This is a genomic window from Pseudomonas sessilinigenes, from assembly GCF_003850565.1.
Lineage (GTDB): Bacteria > Pseudomonadota > Gammaproteobacteria > Pseudomonadales > Pseudomonadaceae > Aquipseudomonas > Aquipseudomonas sessilinigenes.
In genome coordinates, this window is sequence record NZ_CP027706.1 from 393,213 (window position 1) to 414,642 (window position 21,430).

Sequence of the window (21,430 nt, forward strand, 5' to 3'; positions counted from 1 at the left end):
CGCTTCCAGGTGGAAGCGGGAGGGACTCAGCGTCCCTGGCAGGCCTCGACCCGCAACCAGCGCTCCAGCAACTTGAAGCCGCGCACCAGGATGTAGGCCATCAGCAGGTAGAACAGCCCGGCGGCGAAGAAGATCTCCACCGGCAGGTAGGTCCGGGCAATGATGGTCCGGGCCATGCCGGTCAGTTCCAGCAGGGTCACGGTACTGGCCAGGGCACTGGCCTTGAGCATCAGGATCACTTCGTTGCTGTAGGCCGGCAGGCCGATGCGCGTTGCTCGCGGCAGGATGATGTAGAACAGGGTCTTGGGCCGGGACATGCCCAGGGCCCGTGCCGCTTCGATTTCTCCAGGTGGAATGGCCTGGATCGCGCCCCGCAGGATTTCGGCGATATAGGCCGCGGTGTGCAGGGTCATGGTGGCGGTGGCACACCAGAACGGGTCACGCAGGTAGGGCCACAGGGAGCTTTCGCGCACGCTGTCGAACTGCGCGAGGCCGTAGTACACCAGGAACAGTTGCACCAGCAGCGGCGTACCGCGGAAGAAGAAAATGTAGGCATAGGGCAGGGCGCGCACGTACCACAGGCGCGACGAGCGGGCGATGCCCAGGGGGATCGCCAGCAGCAGGCCTGCGATGACGGCGATGGCTACCAGCTCCAGGGTCAGGGTTGCACCCTGGGCCAGCTTCGGCAGCCACTTGATGATCACTTCCCAGTTCATTGGGCGCTCCTTGCGAAGCCGCGAGCGGCGCGTTTTTCCAGGAAGTGCATGCCGATCATGGCCAGGATGGTCAGGCCCAGGTACATGAAGGCGGCGACCATATAGAAGGTGAACGGTTGCTTGGTGACGGTCACGCCGATCTGCGCATGGCGCATGATTTCTTCAAGGCCGATCACCGAGACCAGTGCGGTGTCCTTCATCAGGATCATGAACAAGTTGCCCAGGCCCGGCAGGGCCACGCGCCACATCTGCGGCATGATCAGCCGGGTGAAGATCCGCCATTTCGACAGGCCCAGGGCCAGGCCGGCCTCACGATGGCCTTTGGGAATGGCCAGCAGCGCGCCACGGAACACCTCCGTGGCATAGGCGCCAAAGCACAGGCCGAGGGCGATGACCCCGGCGGAGAAAGCGTTGAGTTCGAGGTCGGGGTTGCCGAGAAACTCCCCCAGGGCACGCATGCCGTTGACCGTGCCGAAATAGATCAGCAGGACCCAGAGCAGCTCCGGAACGCCACGCACTACGGTCGAATAGGCGCCGCCCAGCCATTGCAGGGGCCTGTAGGGCGAAGTCTTGGCCAGGGCACCGGCCAGGCCGAGCACCAGCCCCAGGCACAGCGCCGAGAGTGCCAGTTTGACGGTCATCAGCGCGCCAGCGGCGAGCGCCGGGCCGAATCCGTAAAGGTCGAGATTCATGGTCTAGTCATATCGCAAGGCGTTGCAGAGGAGCGGCGCACTCAGGGGAGTGCGCCGGCCAGGCAGTTCAGGATCATTCGATGCTGAAAGGGAAGTACTTGTCGTTGATCTTCTTGTAGGTGCCGTCGGCCTTGATCTCGGCCAGGGCCTTGTTCAGGCGCTCGCGCAGTGGGTCGCCCTTGCGCACGGCGATACCGATCTTGTCGCTTTCCACCACAGGCTCGCCCTTGAACTCGAAGTTCTGGCCGTCCTTGCTCTTGAGCCATTCGTACTGCACGTACTTGTCGGCGAGGATGCCGTCCAGGCGACCGGAGAGCAGGTCGAGGTAGGCGTTTTCCTGGGTGTCGTAGAGCTTGATGCTGACGCCGTAGTCGTCTTCCATGTTGCGGTCGTCCAGCCAGGTGCCAGCCAGGGTCGCGCGCTGGGCACCGATCACCTTGCCCTTGAGGTAGGACTTCTCGACCTTGAAGTCGACCTTCTTCGGTGCGATGAACTGCAGCTTGTTGGAGTAGTACGGGTCGGTGAAATCCACCGCCTGCTTGCGCTCGTCGGTGATCGACAGCGAGGACACCAGGAAGTCGAACTTCTTGGCGTTCAGGGCCGGGATGATGCCGTCCCAGTCGGAGGTGACCACTTCGCACTTCTCGACTTTCATCTTGGCGCACAGGGCATCGCCGATGTCCTTGTCGAAACCGACGACCTGGCCACTGGCGTCCTTGTTGTTGAACGGTGGGTAGGCTGCCTCGATGCCCATCTTCAGGGTCTCGGCGGCAGCGCTGGCGCTGAAGGCCAGGGTGACGGCAGCGGCCAGGAGGATTTTCTTATAGCTCTGCATGCGTTTAGCTCCGTTAGCGGTTGCTGGACATGAATTGTTTGCAGCGTGCCGAAAGCGGGTTCTCGAAGACCTGCTGCGGCGAACCTTGCTCTTCTACCAGACCCTGGTGCAGGAACACCACTTCGCTGGAGACCTGGCGGGCAAAACTCATTTCATGGGTGACCAGCAACATGGTGCGGCCTTCTTCGGCCAGGGCGCGGATCACATTGAGGACTTCCTGGACCATTTCCGGGTCCAGGGCCGAGGTCGGCTCGTCGAACAGGATGACCTTGGGTTGCATCGCCAGGGTCCGGGCGATGGCGGCACGCTGCTGCTGGCCGCCGGACAGTTGGGCCGGGTAGGCGTGGCGCTTGTCGGCAATGCCGACCTTGGCCAAAAGGGCCTCGGCGCTCTCGATGGCCTCGGCCTTGCTCTGGCCCAGCACTCGGCGTGGCGCTTCGATGATGTTGTCGAGCACCGTCATGTGCGGCCAGAGATTGAAGTTCTGGAATACGAAACCGATCTCGCTGCGCAAGCGGTTGATCTGCTTGCCATCGGCGGCTATCAGCTCGCCGTTCTTCGCGGCCTTGAGCTTGAGCTCTTCACCGGCCACCAGGATTTGGCCCTGGTGCGGGTTTTCCAGCAGGTTGATGCAGCGTAGGAAAGTGGACTTGCCGGAACCGGAGGAACCCAGGATCGATATCACGTCACCGTCGCGTGCGGTCAGCGAGATACCCTTTAGTACCTCCTGGGAGCCGTAGCGTTTGTGCAAGTTGCGGATTTCAAGCGCGGGCGTGGCCTCAGCCATGTGCGGTCCTCATAGAGTTCATTGTGCTCCTGCTGTTGGGCTGCCTTCCTGGCGAGGCGCCAAGCTAGCATAGGGTTCGAATCGCAGCCAACAGCACTGCCGGAGGTAAACGGGGAGCATGTGACAGGTTGTCGCATCGGCACAGCTGACTGTCGCCCCATCAACAACCGAACGCCCGTTTGAACCCTGAATCCGGCGGGTGTCGCGTAAAAAAAGGCGCGATGGTGCCAGCTTTGGCCGGGTGTTGGAAGGGTTAACGGGCCAAAGGTCATCGATCCGCTTCTTAATTGGGCATTCGCTACTTTCCGGGTGTGTTTCTGGTGCGCGATTTCGCTCTGCAATTGGGTTGCCTGGTAACGCCGTGGCGAAATGCCATTGTTCTCAAGTACTTGCGAATCTCCGCCGGTCGGTTGGCCAACCCGCGATGCCTGGGGCTCTGTAACATTTTGGCGCAAATCTTGCGTATGAAATAAAGCACGCCCTGTTGATTTCTTTTTACGAGAACGAATGCAAGCCGGGTGGAGTTAGTCTTTTTTCGTTGCAAAGGTGCTTTCCATGAGCGGTACGCAACTCTCCAATGACCTCGAACAGGGGCTCAAACCACGGCATGTGACGATGCTGTCGATCGCTGGCGTCATCGGTGCCGGTCTCTTCGTCGGTTCCGGCCATGCCATTGCCGAGGCCGGTCCGGCCGTACTCCTGGCCTATGCCGCCGCCGGTACCCTGGTGGTACTGGTCATGCGCATGCTGGCGGAAATGGCGGTTGCCTCGCCGGACACGGGTTCGTTCTCGACCTATGCCGACCGTGCCATCGGGCACTGGGCCGGTTTCACCATCGGTTGGCTGTACTGGTGGTTCTGGGTGTTGGTGATCCCATTGGAAGCCAATGCCGCCGCCACCATCCTGCATGCTTGGTTCCCTGGTGTGGCGATCTGGGTGTTTACCCTGGTGATCACCCTGCTGCTGACTGCCACCAACCTGTTCAGCGTGAAGAACTACGGTGAGTTCGAGTTCTGGTTCGCCCTGATCAAGGTGGTGGCCATCATCGGTTTCGTGATCCTGGGCCTGGCGGCCATCTGTGGCCTGTTGCCCAATAGCCAGGTCAGTGGCGTCGCGCATCTGGTCGACACCCAGGGCTTCATGCCCAACGGTCTGGGCGCGGTGCTGGCGGCAATGCTGACCACCATGTTCTCGTTCATGGGGACCGAGATCGTCACCATCGCCGCGGCCGAGTCCCACAACCCGGGCAAGCAGATCACCAAGGCCACCAATTCGGTGATCTGGCGGATCGGCCTGTTCTACCTGGTGTCGATCTTTATCGTCGTGGCCCTGGTGCCATGGAACGACCCAAGCCTGGCCCAGGTCGGTTCCTACCAGACTGTGCTGGAGCGCATGGGGATTCCCAATGCCAAGCTGATCGTCGACCTGGTGGTGCTGGTGGCTGTGACCAGTTGCCTGAACTCGGCGCTCTACACGGCCTCGCGCATGCTCTTCTCCCTGGGCAAGCGTGGTGATGCGCCGGCTGCCGCCAAGCGCACCAATGCCAGCGGTACGCCTTATTGGGCGGTGATCCTGTCCACTGCCGCGGCCTTTCTTGCGGTATTCGCCAACTATGTAGCCCCGGCTGCGGTGTTCGAGTTCCTGCTGGCCAGTTCCGGTGCCATTGCTCTGCTGGTGTACCTGGTGATCGCGGTATCGCAATTGCGCATGCGCCAAAAACGCATGGCCGCCGGCGAGAAAATTGCCTTTCGCATGTGGCTGTTTCCCGGCCTGACCTATGCGGTGATCGTATTCATTGTGGCGATCCTGGGCATCATGCTGTGCCAGCCGGAGCACCAGACCGAGATCCTCGCCACCGGCTTGCTGAGCATCATCGTGGTGGTTGCCGGACTTCTGGTGGCGCGTCGACGCAAGCTGGAGCGCAACGGTGCCCTGGCCTTGAGTTGACAGGTTGAACGCTTGAGAGCAGGAAAAGGCCGCTGCCAGCATTGACAGCGGCCTTTTTTATTGGATTTGAGACTTGTTACATGGCGTTTCGTGGACAGCATGCAGGCGAAATAGTAGCCTGCGCGCTCTTCGATAAGAGCTCTTGCGTGCCAGCGTGAGAGGAGCTATGGAATAGCGCTGTAGTACAAGGGATTGAACGCTTGTCGGAACTTCGGATCCGTTGCCACCTACCTTGCACCTGCTTCGCCTTTCCTGCTCCTGACTTGTCTGCGCCTGTCTTTGGCGTGGCCGATGGTCCCATCTCGAAGAACTGAGCATTCAGGTTCCAATGGTGATCGCCCGGTCATTGGTTCCTCAATATGGGGCGGCAAGGAGACGCGCATGGCGTTCACTAAAATCATCTTCAAAAACCCGAACACCGGAGCCATCAAGGAAGCACCAGTTGGTTTTTCCTGGACCGTGTTCTTCTTCGGCTTTATCCCGGCTCTGTTCCGCGCCGACTGGAAATGGGCAGCCATCATGTTCCTGCTGTCCATGTTCACCTTTGGCCTGAGCAACCTGGTGTTCATGTTCATCTACAACAAGCTGTTCGTCCGTGACCTGATCGGTGCCGGCTTTAAGGCCCAGTCCATTGCCAGCGGCGACCTGAACTTCGCCAGCTCGCGCATCGGCATGGAAATCCCGCGGCTGGAAGCGGCCTGAGTATCGGGCAGCTCTCGTAGCTGAAATGCAAAAGGGCGCATCCACTGGATGCGCCCTTTTTTCATGCCTGTCGGCAGCCCTCAGCCTTTGTCGCTGAACAGTGCCTGGGAAGCGGCGACATAGTCGGCCTGGAAGGATTCGGATTCGATCCAGGCCAGCGCCGTGGCTTCGTCGGCCTCGGTGGACCAGTTCCGGTATTCGATCAGTGCCGCGAGGATGAAGTCGGTGGCGCCTTCTTCGCCTTCCTGTTCGTACACCAACTCCAGCAGCGGGTCCGCCAGGAACGTCGCGCACATGGCTTGCTGGCTGGTTTTCTCGGCTTCGCGCATTTTCACGAACAGCTCGGTCAGGTCCACCGACTCGAAATCGATGCGGCTGTCGTTGGGGTCCAGGTCCAGCTCCGAGGTCGGTGCAGTACGCTTGGTACGGTTTTGCTTGGCCTTGGTTTTCGCCCGCTGGGCCCTTTTCTGTTGCTTGTTCGCAGATGCCATGGGCGTCTTACCTTGTTGCCTGAAGGTGTATCGCATGGGGCGCCGCAGGGTGGCGCCCGGTCAGGCGGGCAAGGATGCCAGTAAATCGAGGGCGGGGCACCTGCCATCGGCCGGGAGGTGGCGTCCTGGGCCGCTCAGGGGCGAGGGACGATGCGCCCAGGGCTGCGGCTGTCCAGCTCGCCGTGGCGCAGCCAGCCCAGCATGATCGGCCAGAGCCGGGTTTCGAAACGGCTGTGGAAGAACGCGAAGTGGCCGACCTCGGTTTCGCCGATGTCTTGTGGGGAAATGCGCAGGTGAGTGCATGGGCTGTTGTGGAAATAGCCCAGCAAGCGCTCGATGGCGGCCACGGTGCCGAACGGGTCGTCGCTGAGGCTGATGGCCAGGATCGGTGCCGTGACGTGGGCGAAGGGCTGGCCATTGCGCTCGGCGGCGATCCTGCGGCCGCTGGGACGTCCCTCGTAACGAGGGTGGGGAGTGCTCCAGTCGCTGACCACCCCCGCCGGCGTATCCTCCATCCAGCCCAGGCGTTTGCCGGGGAAGTAACCGTAGAGGCGTGTCAGCAGGGGCATTGCCAGGTGCCATTTGCCCAGCATGCGCCAGCGCACTTGTGGGGCGTAATCGCGCCAGTAGGCGAATTGCGCCCCCATGGTGGCTATGCGGCGGATTTGTCCAGCCGACTCGCCAAGGCCTGCCGCGCAGCCGCCGAAGCTGTGGCCCACAATGTCGATCGGTTGCCCGGGAAACTCTCTCTGGGCGCGTTTGAGCATGGCCTCGAAGTCCAGGGTGCCCCAATCCGACCAGGAGGCCTTGAAGCCCTTGAGGGCCGCTGGGCGGGACTCACCGATGCCGCGGTAGTCATAGGTCATGACGTCGAAGCCGTGGGCGAACAGGTAGTCGGCGAAGCGGAAGTAATAACGGCAGCGCACCGAGGTGGCGGCGCTGATGATCACTACCGGGCGCTGCGGATCAGGCTGGGCGTGGCGCCAGGCAAAGCCACCAATCAGGAAACCGTCTGCGGCAGGTTCGTTGAAACTCTCGCTGGGGCCGCTGGCAGGTTCGACCTTGGCGGGGTCCGAGACGGGCTGTTCGGGGGGTGACAGCAGGGACATGGGAGGTTGTTCCTGGATGGCCGGAGTGAGGGGTTCAGGTTCAGCGGCGGCGTTTGTCGGTGCTCATTAATAACCGGCCAATCCACAGCGCGGCAACTGCCAGTGCGCCCAGTAGCAGAGTGGTGGTGCCCTGCCAGAGCAGTTCGGCGTAGAACTGGGTGGGCTGTAGCTCCAGGCTATAGGCGAGCTTCGGGCCGGCGCGGTTGCTGGTGACAATCACGCCCTGGCGCACCGCGCTCCCCAGGGTCCAGCCCAGCAGTGCAGTGAGTGCCAACAGCACGCTACCGATCAGCAGGAATACCCAGGCCCCCCTGCCAGTCTTGCCGGGCTTGGGGTGGGGCAGGGGGATTCGGGTTCTCTTCTGGTTCACGCGAGCAGTTCCTTGGCGGTCGGATGGGCGCGAGCCGCAACTTTACTCCCATGCGCCGCCATGGGAATAATCCGGGCCGGCCAAGGCCGGGTATCCCTAGACGTCAATGGAGCCTTGAGCATGGAAGTGAAGCACCAGATGAGCCCGGAACAATGCCAGGGCATGGACGATATCCGTCGGGAAATCGACACCCTGGATCGGGCGGTCATTGCGTTGCTGGGCGCGCGTTTCAAGTACGTGCTGGCCGCGTCGAAGTTCAAGACTTCGGCGGCCACCGTACGGGCCGAGGAGCGCTTCAAGGCGATGCTCGCCACCCGCCGCGAATGGGCCGAGGCCGAAGGCCTGAGCGCGGACGCGATCGAGAAGCTGTACAGCGACTTGGTGCAGCATTTCATTGCCGAGGAGATGAAGCATTGGCAGGCGGCGCAGGCGCCTGCTTGAGATGGTAGGTCAGTGCCCGGTGTTGAGTGGGTTGTGCTGCGCCCAGACGCGCGCTTGATCTGTATCGGTGCGGGTATGCTGGCGGCTTTTTCTTGATCGATCAGGAACGACAACGATGCAATTTCGCTCATGGACAGGGCTGGCGCTGGCGGCGCTATTGATGGTGACCGGGCAGGCGCAGGCCAGCGAGCCCTCCTCGGTGTACTTGCGTTGCACCATGACTCCCGAGCAATACGCCAATGCCATGGCGGCGGCGCCACGCCCGGCGATCTCCTATGGCGATTGGCAGAAGTGGTTCGACAGCAAGGACATGTACGGCTCGGCGCGGGTCGATGCCCAGTGGTTGCAGGATTCCGGTGCGCGCAGCCTGCAGGAGGTGGTGCAGATCTGGGCGGGGCAGGGTAGCGCTTCGCACTATGATCCGCGCACCGGCCGCTGGCAGTTCGCCTTGCTGGAGTTCACCGACAACTACGGCGAGATGATCCAGCTGCTGGCGCCCTTGCGTGGCGTCGCCGCCTTCTGCCAGCCCGACTCCGACAGCTTCCTGTTCATCTACTCCTACATCTGGGGCGATGGCGACAACGCCTACCTGGCCCTGGACCAGGGGCGCAGCCGGTTCGCCGGCGGACCGACCCCGGCGCAGCGGGCCGAGGCCGATGCCGCGCTCGAGGGATTGATGGCGTCTGGGGCGGACTGAGTCGGCCTTAGGCGCCTTTGCTCAAGCCATGGTGCCGAATCGGTCTAAAACCGCCGATCTCGGGGCGTACACTGACATTTGGGAGCTTGAGGCGGGCCGGCTGTGCAAGGCCGCCGTGGCTTGGCCATTCGAGATGCAATAGGGGAGGCCCGGGCGCTACCGATCCTGGGGCTGGAGGCTTGATGGTGGCGTCCCATTGCAGTGGTTCGAAACGAACCCGGGAGTGGTCATCATGAAATGCTCTTCCATCAGTGTCATGTCGGCGCTAGCCGTGGTGCTGCTTGCGTTGGCATCGCCCAGCGCACTGGGCGCCGTCGCCAGCAGCGAGCCGATCGATCCGGCCGGCGTCCAGCTGGTGCCGCAACAGCAGAACGGTATCGCCTATCTCAGTGGCGGGATCGGCCTGGACGAGTCGCGGGCCATCCAGCAGGTCAGGGGCTACAACCTGCACCTGACGTTTTCCGTCGGCCCGCAGAACCAGTACACCTCGGATGTGGACGTGGCGATCGAGAATGCCCAGGGGCATTCCCTGCTGAACCTGGCCGGGGTAGGGCCGATCGTCTATGTGCAACTGCCCCCCGGCAAGTTCCAGGTCGTCACTACCCGCAAGGGCCTCGAACGGCGTAGCACGATCGATGTCGCCGCTAGCGCCCGGCGCGATCTCAACGTCCATTGGGATAGCTTTTGAGCGCGGCCCTGGGGGCTTGAACCTGACGTAGCGTGAGGATTTATGCTGTCTTCAATCATTGCTCGGCATGGATAGGCAGGTGAGGAATGTTGAAGATCGGTGAACTGGCTCTCAGGGCTGGCGTTACAGTGCGCACCTTGCATCATTACGATGGGCTGGGACTGCTTTCTCCATCCGCACGCTCCAATGGCGGTAGTCGGCTGTATTCACCAGCCGACGCCGCTCGTTTGGGGCGTATCCAGTTGCTCAAGCAGGGCGGGCATTCGCTGGACCAGATCAAGCAGATGCTGCAAGCGGACAGCCTGTCTCCCGCAGAGCTCATTTCCCGGCAACTCGAATCCCTGGCTGTGCAGCAACGCCAGATCGAGAAGCTGCGCGTGCGCCTGCTGAGGCTGAACCAGACGGTGTGCAAAGGTGCTGTGCTCCTCGGCGTCGACTGGATCGACAGGCTGGAGATGCTGGTGCTGCAAGAGGAGGTCTTGTCCGAGAGCGAGATCGCTGCCTTGCTGGCTGTAGAGGAGCGGCTGGACGATCTTGAGCGGGACTGGGAAGTGCTGGTGGCCGATGTCCAGTCAGCCATGGCGGCGCAGATGCCAGATCACTGTGCGCATGCGCAGGCACTGGCATGGCGCTGGATGCGCCTGGTGCACTTGACCGTCGCAGAGGATACCGGGCTGGCCTTCAAGCTGACGGCGCTCCAGCGCAACTCCCGGCGAGCGCAGCAACTCAATGGCATTCATGACGCCATGCTGGATTGGGTCATGACGGCATTCACACATGCTCGAGTAGCGCTATTGGGCAACTACCTGACCCCCACCGAGCAGAGAGACCTGACCCGGCGCCAACTCGAGCATCTCTGGCAGTGGCAGCCCTTGATCGCGCTGGCCCGCGAGCATCAGCGCAACGGCCTCGAAGCCGCATCCCCTGGCATGCAGGAACTGGCTCGACAGTGGTGGGGGTTGTTTCGGGCCTCCCATTACGGTGACGACCCGGAGCTTGAGCGCAAGGTGCGCCATGCCTATGAGCAAGAACCTGGCCTGAGTCGATACACGGGCCTGGACGACTCGCTGTCGCAATTCATCCGCCGCGCTCTGGCGCTGATCTAAATCGTGTTGCCGAACTTTCAATAGGGAATTGATCATGGAACACAATGCTGTCCACCTGGTTTGCGGGCCCGTGGGAGCGGGCAAGTCCACTTATGCCCATGAACTCTCGAGCGGCGGTAGCGCCGTGGTTTTCTCGATGGATGCGTGGATGGCCAAGTTGTTTGCGCCGGACATTGCGCCGGGCACCACTGTCCAGGCAATGAACCCTGCCTGGTTCGCCGAGCGAGTGGATCGTTGCGAGGCAGTCATCTACTCGATGGCTGGCGAGGTGTTGCGCTGCGGCGGTTCCGTCATCCTCGACCTGGGCTTTCTTCGCCGCCAGCGACGCGATACGGCTTATGCCTTTGCTGCTCGGCATGCCAGCCCGGCCGTACTTCACTACGTCACCGCGGAGCCGGAAGTGCGGCGCAGTCGAGTGGCACGCCGCAATGAACAGCGGGGGCAAACCTACGTCATGGAGATCACTCCGCCGATGTTCGATTTTGCTGAAAGCGTGTTCGAGGCTCCGGAGGCGGAGGAGCTGGCCAGCGCGCGGGTGGTATTCACCGATCGTGAATAGGTGCCAGGTGCGGCGCGCCACTCAAGCACTCTGCTTGCGCGCTGCCTGATGCTGGCAGTGGGGCGTATCGCGGCCTTGCTGGGAGCGGGGCTCCAGGCCGAATCGGCTGGCAAACCGTAGAAAGCAAAAAGCCCGCAATAGGCGGGCTTTCTGTGTGTCTTCAGGTGTGCTTGACACCACCTGAAAACTGAAGGTGGTGCCCAGAGACGGAATCGAACCGCCGACACGGGGATTTTCAATCCCCTGCTCTACCGACTGAGCTATCTGGGCAACGGGGCGCATTAAACGGGTTTTTCAGGGGGGCGTCAAGCAAGTTTTGAAAAAAAGTTTAATTATTACCGCCGCTTACGATCCGCCCCCCGGATTTGCAGCGGTTTTACTCCGCTGGCGGCACGTAACCTTCGGCCTTGGCGTATTCCTCACCGGAGAAGTACTTGTCCATTTCCGCCTGGATGAACTTGCGATCCTCGGCGTTCATCATGTTCAGGCGCTTTTCGTTGATCAGCAGGGTCTGGTGTTTCTGCCAGTCGCCCCAGGCCTTGGCCGAGACATGCTCGTAGATATCCTGGCCCTTGGCGCCCGGGTACGGAGGACGTTCCAGGCCTGGCAGTTCTTCTTGGTACTTGCGGCACATTACGGTGCGGGTCATGACGACTCTCCTGCATTCAATACTTCAGCCGCGCGTTTGAGCAGTGTCTTCACCGGGGCGGCAAGGCCCAGGCGCGGCGGGGTGGCGAGGTTATACCAGAGCCAGTCGGCCTCGGCGACGTGCAGGGCCGACTCTTCGACCCGGATCAGCCAGGGCTCGATGGCCAGCTGGAAGTGGCTGAAGGTGTGTACCAGAGCGGGCATCTGCTGTTGTTGACCCAGCTCCAGGGAATGTTGCAGGGCCAGGTGCCGGATGTCGTCCAGGTCATCGAGCTCCGGCAGGCTCCAGAGCCCACCCCAGAGGCCGCTGGAAGGGCGGCGGTAGAGCAGGATGGCGCCTTCGCGGTTGGCCAGCATCGGCATCAGGGTGCGCTTCTGGGGGACTTCCTTGCGCGGCTTGGGCACTGGGTAGCGGGTTTCCAGGCCGAGCATGTGCGCTTCGCAATGTCGTTCCAGGGGGCACAGCAGGCAGCTGGGCTTGCTGCGGGTGCACAGGGTCGCCCCCAGGTCCATCATCGCCTGGGTGTAGTGGTTGGCCCGTGCGTGGGGGGTGAAGCGTTCGGCGGTCGCCCACAACTGCTTGGCCACCTTGGGCTCGCCCGGATAGCCCTCCTGGGCCGTGAAGCGCGCCAGGACCCGCTTGACGTTGCCGTCGAGGATCGGCGCCCGCAGGCCCATGCTGATGCTGGCGATGGCCCCGGCGGTGGACAGGCCGATGCCTGGCAGCTCGGTGAGTTTCTCCACGTCGCGGGGGAACTCGCCGCCGTATTCGGCCACCACGATCTTCGCGGTCTTTTGCAGGTTGCGCGCCCGGGTGTAGTAGCCCAGGCCGGTCCACAGGTGCAGCACTTCGTCTTCCGGCGCTTCGGCCAGGGCTTGCACCGTGGGCAGGGAGGCCATGAAGCGATCGAAGTAATTGAGCACCGTGCTGACCTGGGTCTGTTGCAGCATGATCTCCGAGACCCAGACTCGGTACGGGTTGATGTCCTGTTGCCAGGGCAGGTCGTGGCGCCCGTGACGGTCGTACCAGTCCAGCACCGCGCTGGAAAAAGCCTCGGCTCTCATCGCTTGAACAGCCCCTTGATCGCGTTCTTCAGTTCCGGGCTGACCTTGTCGCCGAGTTTCTCGTCGATCTTCTCCTTGAGGCGGTCGCCCGCCAGCTTGGCGGCCACCTGGCCCAGGCCGTCCTTGTCCAGGCGGCAGGCCTTGGCGCCCAGTTCCAGCGGGCCACGGCAGCGCAGCGGCAGCTCGATACCACGGAAACGCTCGCCCACCTGGCAGGCCGGGTCCGGGTTATCGCTCAGGTCGCCCTCGACGATGATGCCCACGCGGTAGTCCATGCCCAGTACGCGCAGGTCGATATCACCGTTGCCGTTGACGCTCATGCCGGGGATGCGCACTTTCAGGTCCGGGTTGCTGGCCACGCCGTTGCGCAGGGTCAGGTTGCCCTTGAGTTCCTGGAACGCAGTGTCCTTGCCACGCGGGGTGCTGGTCAGGTTCTTGCGATTGAGCACCGCGATGCCCTGGCACAGTTGCTGCTCGATGTTGGCGTTGAGCAGCACGCCGTTGTTGATGCTGAAGCCGACATTGCCGTTGAGGCTGTCGACCAGGGCCTTCTGGCTGTTGCCGCTGCCGGTGAGATTGCTGTTCAGGGTCACCAGGCCCTTGACCGGTGGGGTCTGGCCCTGGCTCTCCAGGATGCGCTCCACCGGCACCCGGCTGATTCGGGTTTGCAGGCCCAGTTGTGGCGTGCTCTGGCGCACGTCCAGGGTACCGCTGGCCTCGAAGTTGCCGTTGTACAGCTCGCCCCGCAGGTTCTCGAGCTTCAGCAGGCCACCCTGGCCGGACGCCTTGAGGGCGGCGTTCTGGATCGGCAGCTTGTCCAGGGTCAACTTGCCGAAGTTCAGGTCGGCGTCCACGTCGAGCTTGGCCAGGCGCTCCACCGGCAACAACCGGTCAGTGCTCCAGGCGCCCTTGGTCGGAGCGTTGGGCAGGGGGGTGGTGCCGGCGCCTGCCATCGCATCGGCCTCGCTGCTCTGTACTTCGGCCTTGCGCGCCGAGGCGGCGCTGTTGGCTGCCGCGGACTTGGGCGGCAGATAGCGGTCGACATTGAAGGTATCGGCCTTGAGCTGGGCGCGCAGGGATTGCTTGGCGAAGTCCTCGACGGCCAGGCGGCCGCTGAAGGTGCTGTCGTCCAGCTTCAGGTTCAGGTCCTCCAGGGCCAGGCTGGTGGGCGTGGCTTGCAGGCGGCTGGCCAGCTCGACCTTGCTCAGGCTGCCTTCGGCCATGGCCGGCAGGGTCTGGCCGATGCTGTCGACGAACTTCGCCAGGTCGAACTGGGCGATGGAGATTCCACCGCTGACCTGGGGCACCTTGTCCAGGTCGTTGACCTTGAGTTCACCCAGGGCGCGCAGTTGGTTGAGAGAGACTTTCAGGCCCGTCCATTGGCCGACGTTGGCGGCCTTGTCCAGCAGCAACTGGCCTTGGGCGGAGAAGGTCACGGTCTTGCCTTGCAAGGGGTCGCCGGCCACTTCGCCGGACAGGCGCATGTCCTCGAACTGGTAGCGCTGCAGGGCGCGGTCGAAGCGCAGTTCGCCATTGAGTTCGGTGCGCACGCGTACCGCTGGCTGGTTGCTGGCCAGGAAGGCCGTGAGCTTGACCGGGGTGTTGGTGGCTTCGTGGATCGGCCCGGTGCTGAGCTGGATGCTCTCGGCGGTGAACTGCTTGCCAGTCTGCTCGTCGTTGTATTCGACCCGGGCGTTGTTCACCGTCAGGCTGTCGATATCCAGGCGGATCGGCTGCGCGGGTTTTTCCGCGCTAGCCGCAGCCTCGCCGGTTTCACCGGTGCTGGTGGCAGGCGTCTCGGCCTGGCGGTCGGCCGGCGCGGCCTTGCCGATGTCCTGCCAGTTGCCGTGGCCGTCCTTGTCGCGGTTCAGGCGCAGGTTCAGGCCCTCGACCCGGACATCGCTCATCTGTACTTCGCGACGCAGCAATGGCAACACGCGCACCGACAGGCCAAGCATCTGCAGGTCGGCAAAGGGTTGGGTCGGGTTGGCCAGGGTGGCTACCGCGGCATCGTGCAGTTCCAGGCCGAGCCAGGGGAACAGGCTCCAGCCGATGTCGCCGTTGAGAGTCAGCTCGATATGGGCCTTGTCGCGGGCAATCTGGCGGATTTCGTCTTTGTAGTCGTTGGGATCGAACAGGTGGGTCAGGGCGAAGCCCAGAGCCACGACGATCAATAACAGCCCGAGGATTACCAGACCCAGGATTTTGCCGAACGCTTTCATGGGCGAGTCCTTGTATGTCGAATTCAAAATTTAGCGGGGCAGTATAACGCTCCGGCCCCTGTGACTGTGGACCCAAACCGCTTGTGGGCGTTTGCGTCGCAGCTGCCGGCATATCGGCACCCGGGGCTTGTGCCTGTGTGTGGTGGCCATGGCGCCAGGCATAGTTCTGGGACAGGTGCCCGGCGCTCGAGTGCCATTGCCCGCTCTGGATGGGGCGCCGATCCTGCGCGCTGAGTTTTTGTTGGCAGGTACAGGAGGAGAGTGGCTGGAGGTTTTCCGGTGCTGGCCGATGAGGGCGTCGCTAAAAAGCTCCTGCTGGTTTGGTTTCTTAATGTTTCACAGATGGTAATCTCTCGCAGTTCGTCCGCCCTTCTGCGACTTAATGTCGCGCTTTCCCAAAGGAAGCTTTACTCAACAGAACGACCGCGCCTGCGTGCCAAGGTCGTCGCAGGGGAGTGGCCGATGAACAATTCTAATAATTGGGGGAACATCCATGAGCTCTAGCATCGCGGCCGCCAACCCGGCCGCCCAGCCAGCGTTCTTGTCCAAAGAACGCATTATCGCCAAGCCCGGTTTCAACCGTTGGCTGGTTCCACCGGCCGCCCTGGCCATCCACCTGTGCATCGGCATGGCCTATGGCTTCTCGGTGTTCTGGCTGCCGTTGTCCAAGGCGCTGGGTATCAGCGCGCCCGTGGCTTGCGAGCCGGGCATGGGCTTCATCGCCCAGGTCTTTTCGTCCCAGTGCGACTGGCCGATCTCCATGCTCGGCTGGATCTACACCCTGTTCTTCATCTTCCTGGGTTGCTCGGCGGCGATCTGGGGCGGCTGGCTGGAGCATGCCGGGCCGCGCAAGGCTGGGGTGGTGTCCGCCCTGTGCTGGTGCGGCGGCCTGCTGATTTCCGCCCTGGGGGTCTATACCCACCAGATCTGGCTGATGTGGATCGGCTCCGGGGTGATCGGCGGGATCGGCCTGGGCCTGGGCTACATCTCCCCGGTATCGACCCTGATCAAGTGGTTCCCGGACAAGCGTGGCATGGCCACCGGCATGGCGATCATGGGCTTCGGGGGTGGCGCTATGGTCGGTGCGCCCCTGGCCGCCGCATTGATGAGCCACTTCGCCACCCCGACCAGCGTCGGTGTCTGGCAGAGCTTCCTGGTGATGGCCGCGATCTACTTCGTGTTCATGATCGGCGGCGCCCTGGCGTATCGCGTACCGCCCACCGGTTGGAAGCCCGAGGGCTGGAGCGCGCCGGTGAAGAAAGCCGCCAACGCCATGATCACCCACCGCCATGTGCACGTGAACGTGGCCTGGAAGACCCCGCAGTTCCGCCTGGTGTGGCTGGTGCTGTGCCTGAACGTATCGGCCGGTATCGGCATCCTTGGCATGGCCTCGCCACTGCTGCAGGAAGTGTTCGCCGGCAAGCTGCTGGGCAACGGCCTGAGCTTCAGCCAACTGGACGCCGGGCAACTGGCGCAGATTGCCGCCATCGCCGCCGGTTTCACCGGCCTGTTGAGCCTGTTCAACATCGGTGGCCGGTTCTTCTGGGCGTCGTTCTCCGACTACCTGGGCCGCAAGAACACCTACTTCGTGTTCTTCGCCCTGGGCTTTGCCCTGTATGCGCTGATTCCGAACCTTGGCCACCTGGGCAACGTCGCCCTGTTCGTGGCGGCGTTCTGCATCATCCTGTCGATGTATGGCGGTGGGTTCGCTACGGTCCCAGCCTACCTGGCGGACCTGTTCGGCACCCAGATGGTGGGCGCGATCCACGGTCGCCTGCTGACAGCCTGGGCGGCTGCCGGCGTGCTGGGCCCGGTGCTGGTGAACTACCTGCGCGAGTACCAGTTGAGCATCGGCGTCGAGCGTGCCGCGGCCTATGACATCACCCTGTACATCCTCGCCGGCCTGCTGGTGCTGGGCTTCCTGTGCAACCTGATGGTGCGCCCGGTGGCCGACAAGTACTTCATGACCGACGAGCAACTGGCGGCCGAGCAGGCCCTGGGCCACGACAAGGGCGCCGACAGCAGCGTCGTCCTGGAATGGAAGGCCTCGCCTGCCAGCAAGCCGCTGGTGATCGCCGCCTGGCTGGCGGTGGGCATTCCCCTGGCATGGGGCGTGTGGGTGACCTTGCAGAAGACTGCCGTGCTGTTCCACTAGGAACCTGCCTGGCGCGGGAGCGAGGTCACTCGCTTTCGCGCGCGGGGTTGCTTGTCATGACAGGTACAACCCCGCAGCCACTGGTTCGCGCCCGTCAGGATGTCGTTCGACGTGTTCCTGTTTGGCCCTCCTCGGGCCTATACTGCTCGCCTTTTTCGCCCAATGATTTTGCGGAGCTGGTGATGGCCGAACGTAAGGCATCTGTCGAGCGCGATACCCTGGAAACCCAGATCAAAGCCTCGATCAACCTGGATGGCACTGGAAAGGCCCGATTCGATATCGGCGTGCCGTTCCTCGAGCACATGCTGGACCAGATCGCCCGGCATGGGCTGATCGACCTGGATATCGAAAGCAAGGGCGACCTGCATATCGACGACCACCACACCGTGGAAGACGTCGGCATCACCCTGGGCCAGGCGTTCAGCAAGGCCATCGGCGACAAGAAAGGCATCCGCCGCTATGGCCATGCCTATGTGCCATTGGATGAAGCCCTGTCCCGCGTGGTGATCGATTTCTCCGGCCGTCCCGGCCTGCAGATGCACGTGCCCTTCACCCGCGCCACCGTTGGTGGCTTCGATGTCGACCTGTTCCAGGAATTCTTCCAGGGCTTCGTCAACCATGCCAACGTGACCCTGCACATCGATACCCTGCGTGGCCACAACACCCACCACCAGATCGAGACCGTGTTCAAGGCCTTCGGCCGTGCGCTGCGCATGGCGGTTGAGCTGGACGAGCGCATGGCCGGGCAGATGCCTTCCACCAAGGGCGTGCTGTAATGCAGACGGTAGCCGTCATCGACTACGGCATGGGCAACCTGCACTCCGTGGCCAAGGCCCTGGAGCACGTGGGCGCCGGCAAGGTGCTGATCACCAGCGACGCCAGCGTGATCCGCGAAGCCGATCGGGTGGTGTTTCCCGGCGTGGGCGCGATCCGCGACTGCATGGCCGAAATCCGCCGCCTGGGCTTCGATGCCCTGGTGCGTGAAGTCAGCCAGGACCGTCCATTCCTGGGGATCTGCGTGGGCATGCAAGCCCTGCTGGAGCACAGCGAAGAGAACGACGGCGTCGATTGCATCGGCCTGTTTCCCGGCCAGGTGAAGTTCTTCGGCAAGGGCCTGGTGGAAGAGGGCGAGCACCTCAAGGTGCCGCACATGGGCTGGAACGAAGTGAAGCAGGCGGTGGACCATCCGCTGTGGCACAGCATCCCGGACCTGGCGCGCTTCTACTTCGTGCACAGCTACTACATCACCGCCGGCAATGCCCGGCAGGTGGTGGGCAGCGGCCACTACGGCGTGGACTTCGCCGCGGCGCTGGCTGAAGGCTCGCGCTTTGCCGTGCAGTTCCACCCGGAGAAGAGCCATACCCATGGCCTGCAGCTGCTGCAGAACTTCGCGGCCTGGGACGGTCGCTGGTAAATGAACAGGTCGCGGACCAAAGCGCCGATACTGACGCTGACCCCCGAGCAGGAGCGCGAGGCGCTCGACAAGCTCAAGCGCTTGCTCGAAGACCGCTTCGACCTGCAGTTGGGGTCGTTCGAGGTGGCCGAGGTCCTCGAGTTGTTCAGCAAGGACATTGCACCCCACTACTACAACAGGGCGATTGCCGATGTTCAGCTGCTCCTCAAGGAGCGGTTCGAGGGCATTGAAAGCGACCTGTGGGCACTCGAAAAGAATTAAGGCAGCGGCAAGCTTCAAGCTGCAGGCTGCAAGAAGTAGACACGCGTGCGCGCTTGCAGCTTATGGCTTGCAGCTTGCAGCTCTTTTGACGAAGGAAAAAGCATGCTGATCATTCCCGCAATCGACCTCAAAGACGGCGCCTGCGTGCGCCTGCGCCAGGGTCGCATGGAAGACTCCACCGTATTCTCCGACGACCCGGTGAGCATGGCCGCCAAATGGGTCGAGGGTGGCTGCCGTCGCCTGCACCTGGTTGACCTCAACGGTGCCTTCGAGGGCCAGCCGGTCAATGGTGAAGTGGTTACCGCCATCGCCAAGCGCTACCCGACCCTGCCGATCCAGATCGGCGGTGGCATCCGTTCGCTGGAAACCATCGAGCACTACGTCAAGGCTGGCGTCAGCTACGTGATCATCGGCACCAAGGCGGTGAAGGAGCCGGAGTTCGTCGCCGAGGCCTGCCGCGCGTTCCCGGGCAAGGTCATCGTCGGCCTGGACGCCAAGGACGGTTTCGTCGCCACCGATGGCTGGGCCGAAGTCAGCTCGGTACAGGTCATCGACCTGGCCAAGCGCTTCGAGGCCGATGGCGTCTCGGCGATCGTCTACACCGACATCGCCAAGGACGGCATGATGCAGGGCTGCAATGTGCCCTTCACCAAGGCCCTGGCCGAAGCCACCTCGATCCCGGTGATCGCCTCCGGCGGCATCCACAACCTGGGCGACATCCAGGCCCTGCTGGACGCCAAGGCCCCCGGCATCATCGGCGCCATCACCGGCCGGGCGATCTACGAGGGCACGCTGGATGTGGCAGAGGCTCAGGCGTTCTGCGACAGCTACAAGCCATAAGCTGCAAGCTGCAAGTTAAAAGCGCGGTCTCGGCCTGCTCTTACTTGCAGCTTGAAGCTTGAAGCTTCTTAATCGGAGATTAAGTCTATGGCGCTAGCCAAGCGCATCATCCCTTGCCTGGACGTGGACAACGGCCGGGTAGTGAAGGGCGTCAAGTTCGAGAACATCCGCGATGCCGGTGATCCGGTGGAGATCGCCCGGCGCTACGATGAACAGGGTGCCGACGAGATCACTTTCCTGGACATCACCGCCAGCGTCGATGGCCGTGATACCACCTTGCATACCGTCGAGCGCATGGCCAGCCAGGTGTTCATCCCGCTGACCGTGGGCGGTGGCGTGCGTACCGTGCAAGACATCCGCAACCTGCTCAATGCCGGTGCGGACAAGGTCTCGATCAATACCGCCGCAGTGTTCAACCCGGAGTTCGTGGGCGAGGCCGCACAGCACTTCGGTTCCCAGTGCATCGTGGTCGCCATCGATGCCAAGAAGGTTTCCGGCCCGGGCGAAGTGCCGCGCTGGGAGATCTTCACCCATGGCGGGCGCAAGCCCACCGGGCTGGATGCGGTGGAGTGGGCGAAGAAGATGGAAGGCCTGGGGGCCGGCGAGATCCTGCTGACCAGCATGGACCAGGACGGCATGAAGAACGGCTTCGACCTGGGCGTGACCCGGGCCATCAGCGATGCCCTGGGTATTCCGGTGATCGCCTCCGGCGGTGTCGGCAACCTGCAGCACTTGGCCGATGGCATCCTCGAGGGCCACGCCAGCGCGGTGCTGGCGGCCAGCATCTTCCACTTCGGCGAGTACACCGTTCCCGAGGCCAAGGCCTACATGGCCCAGCGCGGGATCGTGGTGCGATAGCCACTGGACAGCATGGCGGGCTCACGGCACTCTTGAGTTCGCCATGGATTCGGGTAGCCCGTCATGTTCAAACGTCTTCTTGTGGTTGTCGCCAGCGCCGGTTTTCTGCTCGGTGGCCTCGCCCGCGCCGCTGAACCCGCCGACACCTCCCTGGTGTTGCTGACGGAAAACTTCCCTCCCTACAACATGGCCATCAACGGCAAGAACTTCGCCCAGGGCGAGAATATCAACGGCATCGCCGTGGATATCGTCCGTGAGATGTGCAAGCGCGCCGGCATCAACTACAGCCTGACCCTGCGCTTTCCCTGGGAACGCATCTACAAGATGGCCCTGGAGCAACCGGGTTATGGCGTGTTCGTCACGGCCCGGCTGCCGGACCGCGAGCCGTTGTTCAAGTGGGTCGGCCCCATCGGCCCGGACGACTGGATCATGTTGGCCAAGGCCGGCAGCAAGATCACCCTCGAATCCCTGGAGCAGGCGCGCAAGTACAAGATCGGCGCCTACAAGGGCGATGCCATCGCCGAGACCCTGGCCAAGCAGGGCCTGGCCCCGCAGGTGGTGCTACGGGACCAGGACAACGCCAGGAAGCTGGTGGCGGGGCAGATCGACCTCTGGGCCACCGGTGATCCGGCCGGGCGCTACCTGGCCAAGCAGGAAGGTATCACCGGCCTCAAGACGGTGCTGCGCTTCAACAGCGCCGAGCTGTACCTGGCGCTGAACAAGGATGTGTCCGATGAAGTGGTGGCCAAGCTCCAGGCCGCCCTGGACGAGATGCGCAAGGAAGGCCTGGTGGAAGAGATCATGGGCCGCTATCTCTAGATCAGCGG

24 protein-coding genes and 1 tRNA gene are annotated in these 21,430 nt (G+C 62.9%); 14 read left to right on the forward strand and 11 right to left on the reverse strand.

Annotated elements, in window-relative coordinates; translation table 11 throughout:
• Nucleotides 1–26: 26 nt before the first annotated feature.
• From C4K39_RS01760 to C4K39_RS01775, 4 genes are all read right to left on the reverse strand, one after another.
• Nucleotides 27–716: an ABC transporter permease gene (locus tag C4K39_RS01760; protein WP_068589516.1), complete on the reverse strand. Its 690-nt coding sequence runs from the start codon at nucleotides 714–716 to the stop codon at nucleotides 27–29.
• Entirely contained in the window at nucleotides 713–1,408 is a 696-nt protein-coding gene (locus C4K39_RS01765) for an ABC transporter permease (RefSeq protein WP_068589513.1), read from the reverse strand. Before C4K39_RS01765 ends, C4K39_RS01760 begins: the two co-directional genes overlap by 4 nt.
• Nucleotides 1,409–1,481: 73 nt before the next feature.
• Nucleotides 1,482–2,243 (reverse strand): ABC transporter substrate-binding protein, encoded by a 762-nt coding sequence (locus C4K39_RS01770; RefSeq protein WP_068589510.1) that lies wholly within the window; start codon nucleotides 2,241–2,243, stop codon nucleotides 1,482–1,484.
• A gap of 13 nt (nucleotides 2,244–2,256) precedes the next feature.
• Nucleotides 2,257–3,030, reverse strand: coding sequence for an ABC transporter ATP-binding protein (locus C4K39_RS01775; RefSeq protein ID WP_068589507.1), 774 nt, complete (start codon nucleotides 3,028–3,030; stop codon nucleotides 2,257–2,259).
• Nucleotides 3,031–3,585: 555 nt separating this feature from the next.
• On the opposite strand from C4K39_RS01775, the gene gabP reads away from it, so the two are divergent.
• Nucleotides 3,586–4,977 carry a GABA permease gene (gene gabP / locus C4K39_RS01780; RefSeq protein WP_068589504.1) on the forward strand — a complete coding sequence of 464 codons (1,392 nt, stop codon included), beginning with the start codon at nucleotides 3,586–3,588 and terminating at the stop codon, nucleotides 4,975–4,977.
• A 381-nt stretch (nucleotides 4,978–5,358) separates the two neighbouring features.
• Nucleotides 5,359–5,679 carry a hypothetical protein gene (locus C4K39_RS01785; protein WP_068589502.1) on the forward strand — a complete coding sequence of 107 codons (321 nt, stop codon included), beginning with the start codon at nucleotides 5,359–5,361 and terminating at the stop codon, nucleotides 5,677–5,679.
• An 80-nt stretch (nucleotides 5,680–5,759) separates the two neighbouring features.
• Here the strand turns inward: C4K39_RS01785 and C4K39_RS01790 are convergent, their stop codons facing one another.
• The 3 genes from C4K39_RS01790 to C4K39_RS01800 form a co-directional block, all read right to left on the reverse strand.
• Entirely contained in the window at nucleotides 5,760–6,170 is a 411-nt protein-coding gene (locus C4K39_RS01790; RefSeq protein ID WP_124345533.1) for a hypothetical protein, read from the reverse strand.
• A gap of 134 nt (nucleotides 6,171–6,304) precedes the next feature.
• A complete protein-coding gene (locus tag C4K39_RS01795) occupies nucleotides 6,305–7,279 on the reverse strand; it encodes an alpha/beta hydrolase family protein (RefSeq protein WP_124345534.1) in 975 nt (324 codons plus the stop codon).
• A 40-nt stretch (nucleotides 7,280–7,319) separates the two neighbouring features.
• Nucleotides 7,320–7,649, reverse strand: coding sequence for a hypothetical protein (locus tag C4K39_RS01800; RefSeq protein ID WP_124345535.1), 330 nt, complete (start codon nucleotides 7,647–7,649; stop codon nucleotides 7,320–7,322).
• Nucleotides 7,650–7,769: 120 nt separating this feature from the next.
• On the opposite strand from C4K39_RS01800, the gene C4K39_RS01805 reads away from it, so the two are divergent.
• The 5 genes from C4K39_RS01805 to C4K39_RS01825 all read left to right on the forward strand — a co-directional run bounded on the left by C4K39_RS01805 (nucleotide 7,770) and on the right by C4K39_RS01825 (nucleotide 11,140).
• Nucleotides 7,770–8,090 carry an isochorismate lyase gene (locus C4K39_RS01805; RefSeq protein ID WP_068589490.1) on the forward strand — a complete coding sequence of 107 codons (321 nt, stop codon included), beginning with the start codon at nucleotides 7,770–7,772 and terminating at the stop codon, nucleotides 8,088–8,090.
• Between the two features lie 115 nt (nucleotides 8,091–8,205).
• A complete protein-coding gene (locus C4K39_RS01810) occupies nucleotides 8,206–8,787 on the forward strand; it encodes a hypothetical protein (RefSeq protein ID WP_124345536.1) in 582 nt (193 codons plus the stop codon).
• Between the two features lie 232 nt (nucleotides 8,788–9,019).
• On the forward strand, nucleotides 9,020–9,475 hold the full coding sequence (locus tag C4K39_RS01815; protein WP_068589597.1) for a hypothetical protein: 456 nt from the start codon (nucleotides 9,020–9,022) through the stop codon (nucleotides 9,473–9,475).
• A gap of 86 nt (nucleotides 9,476–9,561) precedes the next feature.
• Nucleotides 9,562–10,581, forward strand: a complete 1,020-nt coding sequence (locus tag C4K39_RS01820) for a MerR family transcriptional regulator (protein WP_124345537.1) — start codon at nucleotides 9,562–9,564, stop codon at nucleotides 10,579–10,581.
• Between the two features lie 34 nt (nucleotides 10,582–10,615).
• Complete coding sequence (locus C4K39_RS01825) at nucleotides 10,616–11,140, forward strand: P-loop nucleotide/nucleoside kinase family protein (RefSeq protein ID WP_068589481.1); 525 nt, start codon at nucleotides 10,616–10,618, stop codon at nucleotides 11,138–11,140.
• A gap of 194 nt (nucleotides 11,141–11,334) precedes the next feature.
• On the opposite strand, the gene C4K39_RS01830 is transcribed toward C4K39_RS01825, so the two are convergent.
• The 4 genes from C4K39_RS01830 to C4K39_RS01845 form a co-directional block, all read right to left on the reverse strand.
• Nucleotides 11,335–11,410, reverse strand: a tRNA-Phe gene (locus C4K39_RS01830).
• Between the two features lie 106 nt (nucleotides 11,411–11,516).
• Nucleotides 11,517–11,789, reverse strand: coding sequence for an oxidative damage protection protein (locus C4K39_RS01835; protein WP_068589478.1), 273 nt, complete (start codon nucleotides 11,787–11,789; stop codon nucleotides 11,517–11,519).
• A complete protein-coding gene (mutY, locus tag C4K39_RS01840; RefSeq protein ID WP_068589475.1) occupies nucleotides 11,786–12,853 on the reverse strand; it encodes an A/G-specific adenine glycosylase in 1,068 nt (355 codons plus the stop codon). Before mutY ends, C4K39_RS01835 begins: the two co-directional genes overlap by 4 nt.
• Complete coding sequence (locus tag C4K39_RS01845; protein ID WP_068589472.1) at nucleotides 12,850–15,075, reverse strand: AsmA family protein; 2,226 nt, start codon at nucleotides 15,073–15,075, stop codon at nucleotides 12,850–12,852. The genes mutY and C4K39_RS01845 overlap by 4 nt, the downstream gene beginning before the upstream one ends.
• Nucleotides 15,076–15,568: 493 nt before the next feature.
• On the opposite strand from C4K39_RS01845, the gene C4K39_RS01850 reads away from it, so the two are divergent.
• From C4K39_RS01850 to C4K39_RS01880, 7 genes are all read left to right on the forward strand, one after another.
• The gene (locus tag C4K39_RS01850; RefSeq protein ID WP_068589470.1) at nucleotides 15,569–17,230 is read left to right on the forward strand and encodes an OFA family MFS transporter; all 1,662 of its coding nucleotides are present in this window, start codon (nucleotides 15,569–15,571) and stop codon (nucleotides 17,228–17,230) included.
• Between the two features lie 182 nt (nucleotides 17,231–17,412).
• Complete coding sequence (hisB, locus tag C4K39_RS01855; protein WP_010453482.1) at nucleotides 17,413–18,006, forward strand: imidazoleglycerol-phosphate dehydratase HisB; 594 nt, start codon at nucleotides 17,413–17,415, stop codon at nucleotides 18,004–18,006.
• Nucleotides 18,006–18,644: an imidazole glycerol phosphate synthase subunit HisH gene (gene hisH, locus C4K39_RS01860; RefSeq protein WP_068589465.1), complete on the forward strand. Its 639-nt coding sequence runs from the start codon at nucleotides 18,006–18,008 to the stop codon at nucleotides 18,642–18,644. Before hisB ends, hisH begins: the two co-directional genes overlap by 1 nt.
• Complete coding sequence (locus C4K39_RS01865; protein ID WP_068589463.1) at nucleotides 18,645–18,905, forward strand: DUF2164 domain-containing protein; 261 nt, start codon at nucleotides 18,645–18,647, stop codon at nucleotides 18,903–18,905. It abuts the gene before it with no gap.
• A gap of 102 nt (nucleotides 18,906–19,007) precedes the next feature.
• A complete protein-coding gene (gene hisA, locus C4K39_RS01870) occupies nucleotides 19,008–19,745 on the forward strand; it encodes a 1-(5-phosphoribosyl)-5-[(5-phosphoribosylamino)methylideneamino]imidazole-4-carboxamide isomerase (protein ID WP_068589461.1) in 738 nt (245 codons plus the stop codon).
• Between the two features lie 87 nt (nucleotides 19,746–19,832).
• The gene (gene hisF, locus C4K39_RS01875) at nucleotides 19,833–20,603 is read left to right on the forward strand and encodes an imidazole glycerol phosphate synthase subunit HisF (protein WP_068589458.1); all 771 of its coding nucleotides are present in this window, start codon (nucleotides 19,833–19,835) and stop codon (nucleotides 20,601–20,603) included.
• A 63-nt stretch (nucleotides 20,604–20,666) separates the two neighbouring features.
• On the forward strand, nucleotides 20,667–21,422 hold the full coding sequence (locus C4K39_RS01880; RefSeq protein WP_068589455.1) for a substrate-binding periplasmic protein: 756 nt from the start codon (nucleotides 20,667–20,669) through the stop codon (nucleotides 21,420–21,422).
• Nucleotides 21,423–21,430: the final 8 nt, after the last annotated feature.